Genomic DNA, 14,096 nt, shown 5'->3' with positions numbered 1-14,096 from the left:
CGAGGAATTGGGCACAATGGCTGTGCTCGCTCGCTTTTGATTAATATAAATCCGGTGGATATATGCGTCTAGCAGCAGAAAATTTAATATAACACCGGTGTCATTTCGATAAACCGCACCCTGTTAGGCCTGATACGGAAGAGTCCGTTAGACGTGCTAACTTACAGTCGAATCCGCTACTGCGTGTGGGCAATTCACCGACATCTTCGACGCATTTCCCGATTACCTGCGATATGCATCGCATTTAGAATTGCCGCCCCCGGATATTCGTGACCGCTTATTGTCGCGTCCGCTCTGACATTTATTTGCGGTCGAGTCTGATAGGGAGTTTTCTAATCCAATTTGGCTATGGATTAAATCATAAAACCCTATGCGTGATGTTTTTCTCTGAATAGCAACTGTCCGTTCAGGCTTTAGAGTTTACCGATAGCGCCGTTAAACAATCTCGCAAGCACACGGTTCAATGCGTCGGCGCATCACCGTGTTATCCGGAGCGCTTATCTGAGGGGACAGATTCGCGGCGGATAAAGTGAATAACACGTGAAATCAAATGCCACGCCGGTAATTCCCGGTGATGGAATCGTCTGCGCCAAATTTTAGATCTTTTGCAGTTGCGGCGCGCCACTACCGGAATCGACCAACCTATGAATCGCTCGCTACTCGCAACCACGATCGCCTCCTGCCTTGTCCTGACTGCCTGTGGCGGCGGTGGCGGCGGCGGCAATGTCCGCAGTGATCCGCCGCAGACCACGGTGGTCGCTCCGACGCCGTCTACGCCGTCTACGCCTACTACGCCTACTACGCCGACAACCCCAACAACCCCAACAATCCCAACGACGCCGACGACGCCGACGACGCCGACGACGCCGACGACGCCGGGCACCACCACGGCCGACCCGTTGCCCAAGACCGCTCCGACGCCGGCACCTGCGCCCGCCCGCTACCAGGGCTTGGGCAGCAACCTGCTGGTGCCGACCAATGCGGATCTGGCACAGCAGGCCGGTGCCAGGGGCCAGGGCGTCAAGCTGGCAGTGCTGGACGACAACCTCTACGGCAGCTACGCGCCGATCAGCGGCAAGGTCGATACCTTCAACGATTACACCGCCAGCCCCGGCACACCGGAATCCACGTCGAACGCGCTGCGCGGCCACGGCACCGTCGTCTCGGCATTGGTGCTGGGCACCGCCCAGGACGGCTTCGCCGGCGGTATCGCGCCGGATGCGGACCTGTTCTATGCGCGCATCTGTGCCGAAAATTCCTGCGGTACCCAGCAGACCCGCCGCGCGGCGGTGGACCTGGCGGCTGCCGGCGTGCGGATCGCCAATCTGTCGATCGGCGCCTCGTATGCAGATGCGGCCAGCAGTGCGAATGCCGCGCTGGCCTGGAAGTACGCGCTGACCCCGCTGGTGCAGGCCGATGCGCTGATCGTGGCCGCCACCGGTAACGAAGGCGCGGCGGAAGCCTCCTACCCGGCAGCGACGCCGGTGCAGGAAGCCAGCCTGCGCAACAACTGGCTGGCCGTGGGCGCGGTCAACATCGACAGCGCCGGCAATGCCGCCGGCCTGACCAGCTATTCCAACCATTGCGGCGCCGCTGCACAGTGGTGCCTGGTGGCGCCGGGCAGCTACTTCGCACCGGCATTGGCCGGCACCGAGCTGCAGGGCCAGATCGCCGGCACCTCGTTCTCCACTGCCGCAGTGAGCGGCATCGCGGCGCAGGTGCTGGGCGTGTATCCGTGGATGAGCGCCTCCAACCTGCAGCAGACCCTGCTGACCACCGCCACCGACCTGGGCGACCCCGGCGTGGATGCGCTGTACGGCTTCGGCCTGGTCAATGCGGCCAAGGCGATCAAGGGCCCGGGCCAGTTCGCCAGCAACTGGTCGGCGAATGTGACCTCCGGCTACGACAGCACCTTCAGCAATGACATCTCCGGCGCCGGCGGCCTGACCAAGAACGGCACCGGCAAGCTCACGCTCAGCGGCAACAACACCTACACCGGCGGCACCAGCGTCAGCGACGGCGTGCTCGCACTGTCCGGCAGCCTGCGTTCGGATGTCACCGTGCTCAACTCGGCCACGTTCGAATCGCATGGCGGCGTGATCAATGGTAACTACAGCCTGGTCAACCCCACCGGCACCACCGCCCTCGAGCTGGGTAAGGGCTTGACCGTCACCGGCCAGGCCAGCCTGAAGGGCAACCTGCTGTTGCTGCCGGAAGCGGCTGGCTACAACGTCGGCAGCAGCGAGAAGATCGTCAAGGCCGGCACGCTGCAAGGCACCTTCGACCGCGTGCAGTACGCCAACAACTTCTTCTGGACTGCCTCGCTCGCCTACGACCCCACCACCGTCACCGCCACGCTGACCCGCAATGCCTCCGCTGCCAGCGCGCAAGCGGCCGGTGCGCCGCAGTCGGTGGTCAACGGTGCCACGCAGGCCGATACGCTGGTCAAGGTGCTGGATACGCGTGTGGCCTCCGGTGATACGGATAACCTGGGTGGCCTGATCAGCGCCACCGGCGCGCTACTGGCGGCCAACGATGCGCAGGTTGCCGCATCGCTGCCGACCCTGGCCGGCCAGGTGCACGGCATCGAGCGCACGCTGGGCTTCCAGTCCGCACTTAACGATGCACGCGTGGCGGCCGATCGCCTGCCCTACCTGGCCGACACCACCACGCTGACCACCTGGATGCAGGGCAGCTATCTGGACGGCGAACTGGGCGGCAAGGGTTTCGACTCGGCCGATTACACCCAGCAGGCCACCACCGTCGGTGTGGATCTGCCGATGGGCAACGCCGGCACCATCGTGGGTGCGGCGCTGAGTTCGGGGCAGGACCGTGCGCACATCGATGCGTCGGCCAGCCGCCTGCGCTCGGACCGTTATGCGATGACCGCGTATCTGTATCAGCCGATCGGCCAGGCGTACGTGTCCGGGATCGGTTCCTACGGCATGAGCAATGTGGACACCGAACGCACGGTGCAGGCCGGCAGCATCGGCGAGCGCCTGCAGGATCGCCGCCACGACACCAACTGGTCGCTGCGTGCCGAAGTCGGCCTGATGCCGCAGGCAGGGTTGTCGCCGTTCATTGCCGCAGGCGTGGTCAGCCAGACCCAGGATGCCTTCAGCGAAGCGTCGGCCACCGGGCTGGGGTTGAGCGCCAACAGCGACACGTTGCGTGCCGGCTATGGCGAGGTGGGTGTGCGCGGTCATCTGGTGCGCGGCAAGTGGGGCTTCGATGGCTTGATCGCCTACCGCTCGCTGCTCGGCAATCCGAACTCGGACTTCACCGCCTGGTTCACCGGTCTTCCGGAAGCGCGCTTCAACGTGGCCGGCGAGCCGGTGTCCAAGCAGTCGGCGCGTGCCTCGGTGGGCGTGCGCTACCAGCTCAACGATGCCTTCTCCATCTACGGCAACGTGGGCGCCGAGCGCGGTCGTTCCGATGCCAACAGCATCAATGCCAATGTCGGTTTGCGCTGGCAGTTCTAAGCGCGACCGGCACCCGACCGCACTTGGTCACCACAACCACTGATGCCATGCAGCACTACGCATCAGGCAAAAAAAAGCCCCGGCAATGCCGGGGCTTTTTGGTCTGCGGTGAATCAGAAGCTCCAGCCCCAGGTGACCTGGCCGCCGTACGCGGTCTGGCCATCGCCGTTGAGTCCCTGCAACGACAACGCCATGCGGCTGTTGGGCGAGGTGATCAGGCTGACGCCCAGTTCGCCGACCACCGCGTTCTTCGCCAGTGTGACGCTCTGCACCGAGAACTGCGAGCCGGTGCCGATGAAACCGGCCGACCGCTCCACAGCGCGGTCACCGAACGCATGCCGCCAACCCACCGAGGCGTACACCCCGGCCGCCGCACCCAACTGCCAACGCCCGCGTATGCCCACCGTGCTGGTGGTGTACTCGTCCTTGGCACTGTCCACCGACAGCCCGGCTATGCCGCCGCGCTCGTTGAAGCCATCGGTCTTCAGGTGCGTGTAGTCCGCCGCAACAAACGGGCTGTACACCGCATTGCCGGTGCGCAGATTCCAGGCCGCTTCCAGCGACACGGTGACGGCCTTCGCATCGTAATTGCTGGTCAGCCGCTCTTCGAGCACGCCGGGCAACATCACCCGACGGCTGCTGTCCACGCTGTAATCCGCGTAGTCAACCGCAGCCTGCACAGCGAACGCGGACCAATCGGCCTGGGCATAGACGCCGGCATGGGTGCCATCGATATCGGAACGATCCAAGGATTCGCGCGAGCGGGTTTCGATATCCTGATTACCGACCGCGACACCGACCACGCTGCGCTCGCCGATGCGCCGTTCTGCACCGGCCATGATGCCGTTGTCCTCGCGTCGCACCGAGGCGGTGTTGGCATCTCCATCGACACGATTGGGCAGGCTACGGCCGGTGATCCAGACCGTGGTGTCGCCCACCCGCGCATCCTGGCTGTCGCCACGCAGATGATTGCCGACGCCGCTCAGCAGGAAGCGGCTATCCAGCAAAGCGGTCGCCGTGCTGGCATGGCTTTCGCCCGACAGCGAGGCAAACGCCGTGCTGATCGCTTGCGGTTCGTCGGGCAGACGCACTACCGCTTGGTAGACCGGGCTGGTGGTCGGCAAGCCATCCACCGCAGCTGCGGCGGCCTGCTGGTTGGGCGCGGTGACCGCATCGACCATGGCCACGGTGTTGCGGCCAAACGACACCGACAACGCTGTGGCACTGGCGCTGACATTCGGCGTGACGAAGGCGTAGTCGGAAATGACGTTGGTAAACTGCCCGGTGAGCCCGCCAGCGGCGCTGATGACCGGGATCTCGGTGAACAACGGCAGATCAGTCGCACGCACCAGTTGCAGGGTGCTGCCCGGTGCCAGCGTGGCCGCCCCGCCCACGCTGATCGGTGTCACCGTGCCGCCCGCGCCCGGCGTGACCTGCAGGGTGGAACCATTTGCAAGCGCGGCATTGCCGCCGACGCTGATCGTGCCGGTGGTACCACCGATCGCCACGGTGCCACCGGAGGTCAGGCCGCCGATGCTGCCGCTGCCGGTGAGCGTGCCGCCCGGACCCACCGTGACCGGCCCGCCCAACGCGGCGCCTGGATTGGCAGCATTACCCACACTCAAGGTTCCTGCGGCAATCGTGGTCGGCCCGGTGAAGCCACTGCTGTTGGCGGTGACCAGCAAGGTGCCCACACCATCCTTGAGCAAACTGCCGGTACCCGACAGGATCCCTGCGTAGGTGCCATTGGCGGTTTGCTGGAACACCAGCGCGCTGGCATTGGCGATATTGCCCTGCAGGCTGTCGGTATCGCCAATCAATGTGCCTGCATTGATCGTGGTGCCGCCGAGATAGGCATTGACGCCATCCAGCGTCAACGCGCCCGCGCCGTTCTTGATCAACGTACCGCTGCCGGTGACGTTGCCGGCAAACGTGCCATCGCCGGCCTGGTCGAACACCAGTGTCGCGTTGTCGACGATGTTGCCCTGCAGGCTGGTGGTGTTGCCGATCAGGCTGCCGCTGGCAATGGTGGTGCCACCGCTATAGGTATTGGGCGCAACCAGCGTCAGCGCCCCCGCTCCCTGCTTGACCACACTGCCGGTACCGCTGACTGCACCGGCGAACACACCATCGCTGGCCTGATCGAACACCAACGTGGCGTTGTCGACGATATTGCCCTGCAGGCTGGTGGTGTTGCCGATCAGGCTGCCGGCGCTGATCACGGTGCCGCCGGTATAGGTATTGGGCCCGAGCAATTGCAGCGCGCCGGTGCCGGCCTTCTGCAGCGAGCCGGTGCCGCTGAGCGTGCCGGCATAGACGCCACCGGTGTTCTGGTTGAACACCAGTGCCGCGTTGTTGGCGATATCGCCCTGCAGGCTGCTGGTGTCGCCGATCAAGGTACCGGCCGTGATCGTGGTGCCGCCGGTGTAGCCGTTCGCACCGTTGAGCAATAGTGCGCCGGCGCCATCCTTGATCACGCTGCCGGTGCCGGTGATCGAACCGGTGAACACGCCATCGGCCACCTGGTTGAACGCCAGCGCCGCATTGTCGACGATGGCTCCCTGCAGGCTGGCGCTGTCGCCAACCAGGGTGCCGGCATTGACCGTCGTGCCACCGGTGTAGCTGTTGCTGCCGTCCAGTGTCAGCGTGCCGGTGTTGGTCTTGATCAAGGCGCCACTGCCGCTGATATCGCCAGCAAGCGAGAGGTCTGCCGGGGTGTCGACGCTCAGCGCAGCGCCGAGGACGACCGCATTGCCCACGGTTGCGGCAACAGGGTTGGTCAGCACCGCAGCGCCGACCACCGACAAGCTGCCGGTGCCCAGCGCGTTGTTGCTGCCGATCGACAAGGTGCCATCGCTCAGCGCGGTCCCTCCGGCATAGCTGTTGTTGCCACTGAGCGTGAGCGTGGATGCACCGGTCTTGATCACGCTGCCGGCACCGCTGATGGCGCCAGTCAGGGCGAGATCGTTGCTGCCTAGCAGCGTCATCGCACCGTCGAGCACCACCGCATTGCCCACGGCCAATGCCTGATCGGTATCGAGGCTGGTGCCGGCTGCCGCGGTCAGCGTGCCGGTGCCCAATGCCTGCGCATCGCCCAGCACCAGCGTGCCGCCGCCGAGCGCGGTGCCGCCGGTATAGGTGTTGGCGGCGCTCAGCACCAGCGTACCGGTATCGAGTTTCTGCAGCGTGCCGGTGCCGCCGATGCCGACGTCGATGGTGCCGGTGACGCCAGGGTCGACACGGATGATGGTGGTGGCCGCATTGGCGCTCAATGCACCGGCGCCGGCATCGCCCAGCACATACCCGTCGCTGACGAACTGCATGCCGGTGATGCCTTGCGTGCCCTGCACGCCTACATTGCCCGCGGTGCCGGCGAACACGGCAAAACTGTTCTGCCAGTCGCTGTTGCTCAGCCCATCGATCGAGGTCCAGTTGGTGGGGCCTGCGGCCCAGACGCCTGCGCCGCCATCGATGCTGCCATTGGCAATGGTCTGCGCACCATCCCAGAACTGTACGTTGCTGCCGGGCGCCAGCAGCACCACGTTGACCTGCTGGGCCAGCGCGGTCTGCAGCGTCAGCTGGGTGGGATCGATCGTACCGGGCAATGTGCCGATGCCCAGGCCGTTGTCGGTCAAGCCACCGCTGTAGTCGATCAGGCGATACACGCCGGTGCCGAACCCGCCGATGTCGGTGATGTTGAGCGTGCCGTCCAGGGTGAGATCGCCATTGACCGCCAACACGCCGGTCTGGCTGGGGATGCCCAGGAACGCGTCCAGCGTGGCAGTGGGAGCCAGGCTCAGGCTGCCGGTGGTCAACACTGCGCCACTGGTCACCACCAGACGGCCGCCGTCATTCACCGTGACCGCCGCATCGACCACGCCGCTGCCGCTCAAGCTGGCACCGCTGCCCACGGTCAGGCCGCCTGCACTGGCCAGCGTGCCATCCACGTCCAGCGTGCCGGCGGTGACCTGGGTGGTGCCGCCGAGCGCGCTGGTGCCGGTGAGCTGCAAGGTGCCGGTGCCGACCTTGTCCAGATTGCCTGCATCGCTCAGGCTGCCGGCAAAAGTACTGCCGACGTTGTTGGCGCCAAGCTGTAGCGTGGTGCCGCCCAGCACCGCGACATTGCCCTGCCCGGTCACTGCACCCAGGGCCGCATTGCTGCCGAGCGAGAGCCCGGCACCTGCAGCGACGTCCACGGCACTGGTGTTGCCCAACGCGCCGGGGGCAGCGGTGGCGAGCACGCCGGCCTGCACTGACACCGGGCCGGTGAACGTGTTGCCGCCGGACAAGGTCAAGGTGCCCAGGCCCGTCTTGGTCAAGGCACCCGCGCCACTCAGCACTCCGGTCAGGGCCAGATCGTCCGCGCTGGCAATGGTCAGATCGGCACCGAGATTGACCGCATTGCCCAGTGCCAGCGCAATCGCGTTGCTCAAGGTGGCATTGCCCAGCACCGACAGGCTGCCGACACCGAGCGCGGTGTTGCTGCCAACCGCCAGGGTGCCTGCGTTCAACACGCTGCCGCCGACGTAGCTGTTGGCGCCGTCGAGCGTGAGCGTGGACGCGCCGTTCTTGATCAGACTGCCCGCGCCGCTGATCGGGCCTGACAGGCGCAGGTCGTTGCTGCCGACCAGGTTGAGCGCGCCATCGAGTACCACTGCATTGCCGACCGCCAATGCCTGGTTGCTATCGAGGTTGGTGCCGGTTGCTGCGGTCAGGGTGCCGGTGCCCAGTGCCTGCGCGTCGCCCAGCACCAGGGTGCCGCCGCTGAGGGCGGTGCCGCCGCTATAGCTGTTGGCCGCATCGAGCACCAGCGTGCCGGTGTCGAGCTTTTCCACGCCACCGCTGCCGGAAATGGCGACATCGATGCTGGCGGTTGCACCCGGATCCACACGGATCGCGGTCAACGGCGCAGTCACAGCCAGTCCACCCGCGCCGGCATCGGTCAGCTGATAGCCATCGGTGACGAACTGCAGGCCGCCGATGCTCTGCGTGCCCACCACGCCGACGGCGGCTGCGTTGCCGGCAAAGACCGCAAAATCGCCTTGCCAGGTGCTGTTGGCGCTGCCGTCCTGGCTGGTCCAGTTGGTCGCCGCACCCCAGGTTCCTGCACCGCCGTCGACGGTGCCGTTGGCGGTGGTTTGCACACCATCCCAGAACTGCACGATGCTGCCCGGCGCCGTCACCACCAGGTTGAGTTGCTGGCCGATGGCGGTCTGCAGCGCAAGCTGGCTGATATCTACGCTGCCCGGAAACAGGCCGATCGCCAGACCGTTGTTGGTGAGCAGGCCGGTGTAATCGATCAGCCGGTACACACCCGTGCCGAACCCACCGATGTCGGTGATGTTGAGCGTGCCGTCCAGGGTGAGGTCGCCATTGACCGCGAGCAGCCGCGTATTGCTCGGCGCTGCCAGTGCGACATCCAAAAACGCACCCGGTGCCATGGTCAGACCACCCACGCTGAGCGAGGAGCCACTGGTCAATGCAAGCCGGCCGCCGTCGGCGATGGTCACATTGCTTCCCACGTTGCCGGTGGTGCCGGTGCCGGTCAGCGTGCCGCCCAGCGCCACGTTCAATGCACTGGTGCCCAGGGTGCCGATCACATCCAGGGTACCGCCGCTGACCTGGGTGGCACCGCCGATCGCGCTGTTGCCGAGCAGGCGCACCGTGCCGGCGCCGACCTTGTCCAGATTGCCGCCACCGCCAAGGCTGCCGCCAAAATCGCCACCGCCCAACTGCAGCGTGCCGCCGGCATCGGTGTTGACATTGCCGGCGCCGCTGAGCGCGCTGATCAGACCACCGTTGCTGAGATTCAGCACCGCACCTGCAGCGACATCGACGTTGCTGGCGTTGCCAAGCGAGGCGGCGGTGCTGGCCACCAGCGTGCCGGCCTGGATTGCCAGCGGGCCGGTGTAGCTGTTGCTGCCAGTCAAAGTCAGTGTGCCGGCACCGGTCTTGATCAAGTCGCCTGTACCGCTGATGCTGCCGCTGACCAGCATGTCCGCACCGTTGTCCACGGTGAGCGCTGCGCCAAGTGCGATGTCGTTGCCCAACGCCACCGCAATCGCATTGCTCAGCGTCGCATTGCCGACCACCGACAGGCTGCCGGTGCCGAGTGCATCGTTGGCGCCGACCGCAATGGTGCCGGCCGTCAACGTGGTGCCACCGCTATAGCTGTTGCCCGCGTTGAGCGACAACGTGCTGGCGCCATTCTTGATCAGGCTGCCGGTGCCGGTGATGGCAGCGTTCAAGCCGAGATCGTTGCTGCCGACCAGCGTGAGCTGATCGTTCAACTGCACCGCATTGCCCAGCGTCAGCGCGGCAGCGGCATCCAGTTCGGCAGGGCCGCCGACCAGCAGCGCACCCACGCCCAGCGCAGCGTCGTTGCCGAGCACCACACGCCCCGCATTCAGCGCAACGCCGCCGCTGAAGGTATTGTCATTGGCCAAGGTCAGCGTGGCAGCGCCTTGCTTGTCGAGACTGCCGATACCGCTGACCACGCCGTTGAGCGTGATGTCCTGCGTGCCAGGCAAGGTGAGTGCGCCATTCAAGGCAAGCGCATTGCCCAGCGTCACCGCGGTGCTGGCATCCAGTGTGGTGCCCGCGGCGGCGCTCAGCGTGCCCAAGCCCAGTGCCGTGTCGCTGCCGACCACCACTGCGCCACCCTGCAATTGCAGTCCGCCCGCCCAGGTGTTGTTGCCATTGAGCGTGAGCGTTTGCGTGCCGTTCTTGATCAGGCGACCGGCGCCGTCGACCACGCCATCAAGGGTGAGGTCCTGGCCATCGATGGCGAGTTGACCGGCGACATTGACCGCGTTCTGCAAGGTCACCGCAGTGCTGGCAGTGAGCTGTGTGCCATCAGCAGCGGTGAGCGCGCCGATGCCGAGTGCGCTGTCGCTGCCGACCGACAGGATGCCGGTGTCGAGCAAGGTGCCGCCGGTATAGACATTGTTGCCGGTGAGGGTCAGCGCACCGGCGCCCTGCTTGATCAGGCTGCCTGCGCCACTGACGATGCCGGTGACGCCCAGATCGTTGTTGCCGGTAAGCGAAAGCGCACCGTTGAGCACCACAGCGTTGCCGATCGTGGTCGCGGCGGTGGCCTGCAGCTGCGTGCCATCGGCAGCGGTCAGCGCCCCGGTGCCCAGGGCTGCGCCGTCGCCGATCAGCAGCGCGCCTGCATTGAGATCCACGCCACCTGCAAAACTGTTGGGTCCAGCCAGCGTCAATGCAGCATTGCCGTCCTTGACCACGCCACCCACGCCACTGACCGCACCGGTGAGAGTGAGATCCTGGCTGCCGCCGAGCTGCAGGTCCACTTCCAGCGCAACGTTGTTGGCGAGCACGCGTGCGGCGGTGCTGTCGAGCAGTCCGCCGCCGACGGTCAGGGTGCCAAGACCCAAGGCGGTGTCGCTGCCCAGGATCAGGCTGCCTGCACTCAGGCGCGTGCCGCCGGTGTAGCTGTTGTTGCCGGCCAGGGTCAGGCTGGCGGGGCCCAGCTTGTCCAGGCTGCCCACGCCGGTGATGGCGCCGGTAAGCGTGAGCGCGTTGCTGCCACCCACGTTGACCAGGCCTGCCAACGCAATGGCATTGGCCAGCGTGCTGACAGTTGCATTGTCCAGGGTGGTACCGGCTGCTGCGCTGAGCGCGCCAACACCGAGCGCGGTGTCGCTGCCTACCGTCAGCTTGCCGGCGCTGAGCGTGGTGCCACCGCTGTACAGATTGTTGCCGCTCAGCGTGAGGTCGCCGGTGCCGGATTTGATCAGGCTCCCGGTGCCGCTGATCGCGCCACTCAGTGTCAGTGCTTGCGCCCCGCTGAGTGTCAGCGCACCTGGAGTCAACGCGATCGCGTTGCTCAACGAGGTGGCCGCCGTGTTTTGCAGGGCCGCATTGCCGGTGACGTTCAACGCACCCGTGCCCAGCGCGGTGCCGCTGGCCACCTGCAAGATGCCGGCATTGAGGTTGGTGCCGCCGGCATAGGTGTTCAGGCCACTCAGGGTCAAGCTGCCGGTGCCGAGCTTGTTCAACGCACCGGTGCCGCCAATGGCGCCGGTCAGGTTCAAGGCATTGCCGCTGCTGCCCACGCCCAAGCTACCGGTGAGTGCAATCGTGTTGCCCAGGGTTGCCGCAGCGGTGGCATCCAGCTCGCCGCCGCTTGCGGTCAGGGTGCCGGTGCCCAGTGCCGCGTTCGAGCCCACCACCAGGCGCCCGGTACTCAAGCTGGTGCCACCGGTGTAGGCGTTGTTACCGGTCAGGGTGAGGTCGCCCGCACCGCTCTTGATCAGGCTGCCGCCACCGTTGATGGCACCGCTCAATGTCAGCGCCTGCGCGCCGGTCCAGTTCAAGGGTCCGCCAAGGCTGATGCCGTTGGCCACCGTCAGTGGCGCACTGCTGCTGAGGTTGGACGCGCCGGTGACGTTCAGGCCGCCGCTTCCCAGTGCCAAGGCACTGCCCAATTGCAAGGTGCCCGATGCCAGTGTGGTTCCGCCAGTGAAGGTGTTGGTGCCGTTGAGTGCGAGCGTGCCGGTGCCGGTCTTGTTGACACCACCCGCACCGGCAAGCGTACCGGTCAGGGTCAGCGCATTGCCGCTGGCACCCAGGCCCAGCGTATTGGTCAAGGCAACATTGTTGGCCAGGGTCAGTGGAGCGCTGGTATCCAGCTGCCCACCGGCGGCCGTCACCGTGCCCGCTCCGAGCGCGGTGCTGGTTTCGATCAGCAGCGTCCCCGCACCCAGCGTCGTGCCGCCTGCGTAGGTATTGCTGCCGCCCAGGGTGAGCGTGCCGGTGCCGATCTTGTTCAGCGCGCCGGCGCCGCTGATGCCGCCGCCAAGTCGCAGGTTATTGGCACCGCCGATGCCGATGAAATCGTTGAGCACGAACGCGTTCGGCAAGTCGACTGCCGCACTGGAAAGCACGCTGCCGGCAGATACGTTGACGGTGCCTGTTCCCAGTGCGCCATTGGTGCCAACTGTCACTGAGCCGCCGAGCAGGTTGACGCCACCGCTGAAGGTATTGCTGCCGGTCAGGCCCAACGCACCGGTCCCGGTCTTGGTCAGCGCACCGGTGCCGACGATGGGGCCGGCAACAGTCAGGGCATTGGCGCCCTGCAAGGTCAAGCCACCTGTTCCCAACGTGATGCCGCCGGCAGGCGACAGGCTCAGGCCGGCGGCCGTCGCCTCCAGCGCACCGCCGTTGGCGGTGATGGCAGTGCCTAGCTGCGCAGGATTGGCAAACTGCAGTACGCCGCCATTGAGCGCGCTGCTGCCGAAGTTGCTTCCGCCCCCCACCGACCAGGTGCCGCTGTTGACGCGCAGGCTGCCGAAATTGATGTATTGCGCGGTGCTGAGTGTTCCGACGCCGGTGCTGCCGCTGCCAGTGCCGGTGGCCGAATTCTGCAGGATCAGCGTATTGGTGCCGCCTGCGCCGCCGTCCACCACACCGGTCTGCGCAAAGCTCAGCAAGCCGCCCGGCCCGAGCAGTTCGAGCGCGAGCCCGCCGCCGCTGTTGACGCTGCCGCCAGTCACCGCCGTGAAGCTGTTGGTGCTGCCCGCCCCCATCGACACGCTGCCGTTGATGGTGCCGGCGTTGACGAAGCTGTTGCCGGTGGCCGAACTCTGGAAGCCCACACGCCCGTTGATGGTGCCGGTGTTGACCGCATTGACGGTACCGCCGCCGCTGACTGCAATCACCGGCGTATCCGCACTCAGCACCGACAGGTTCAACAACGCACGGCTATCGATCAGGCCGGCATTGTTGATCTGCACGACGCCATTGCTGGCCGAGGTGATGCCAAGCGCCATGCCGTCGAGATTGAGCAGGTTCGCTCCCAGCAGGCCGCCGGTACCGTAAATCGCGCCGGTGGCGAGATTATTGGCGGTCACAGTGGTGGAACTGGCGTTGCCCATGGTGACGCCGGTGCTCAACACCGACAACAGGCCGAGCACCGAGGGATCGATCGTACCGCTGTTGTTGAGCGTGGCATTGGTGCCACTGAGCGCAATGGCGGTGCCACCCAGCAGCCCGGCGGTCATTTGCGTGCCAGCCGCAACATTGATCGTCAGGTTGTTTGCGTTGCTTGCGAAGCTGTTGCTGGTGATTGGCAGCCCCGTGCAGGTGACGGTTGCACCCGCTGCGGGGAGCGCAGGTGTGCATGCCCCCCAGGCCAGCATCGGTGCGGCGGCTCCCACCGCCAGGACGACCAGGCTCGCCACACTGCGGCGGGTTGAACCGGGCTTGCGCCGCCGACGTACCAGCTCGTGCGTCACCACCCAATTGCCAATCGCCGCGTTCCAGACCAGCGCAAATGCACGATTCATTTTATTCCCCCTGTATCGCCGTGCAGAGACTCACGCACACACACGCGCTCTCCAACAGCAGAAAGTTGATTTACTGTCGAGTCGGTTTAAAACAGCTTTTGCCGTGCCAACCGGTATCGCCTACGGATGAGTACGTTTAATACCATTCCCTGCGGATAATATTGGGAGATTAATAGGCAAAGCGCCATGCATGAAACTGTGCTGAATATAACTAACCACAAAACTATCCATGACACACGTCGAAACTGTCGACTGGTTTGCTCGCGCCTGTCAGTATCATCGCGCCACCTCATGCGGCAGGCGC

Annotated in this window: 2 protein-coding genes; one reads left to right on the top strand and one right to left on the bottom strand. The window is 65.5% G+C overall.

Annotated features, from left to right (window positions below):
• Nucleotides 1–644: 644 nt before the first annotated feature.
• On the top strand, nucleotides 645–3,482 hold the full coding sequence (locus tag KHN93_RS10945) for a S8 family serine peptidase (protein WP_211920099.1): 2,838 nt from the start codon (nucleotides 645–647) through the stop codon (nucleotides 3,480–3,482).
• A 113-nt stretch (nucleotides 3,483–3,595) separates the two neighbouring features.
• On the opposite strand, the gene KHN93_RS10940 is transcribed toward KHN93_RS10945, so the two are convergent.
• Complete coding sequence (locus KHN93_RS10940; RefSeq protein WP_211920098.1) at nucleotides 3,596–13,792, bottom strand: autotransporter-associated beta strand repeat-containing protein; 10,197 nt, start codon at nucleotides 13,790–13,792, stop codon at nucleotides 3,596–3,598.
• Between the last annotated feature and the right edge of the window lie 304 nt (nucleotides 13,793–14,096).

Origin of the sequence: Xanthomonas arboricola pv. juglandis (genome assembly GCF_905367715.1) — a bacterium.
Classification (GTDB): domain Bacteria; phylum Pseudomonadota; class Gammaproteobacteria; order Xanthomonadales; family Xanthomonadaceae; genus Xanthomonas; species Xanthomonas arboricola.
This window is presented reverse-complemented; position numbering and strand designations above follow the sequence as displayed.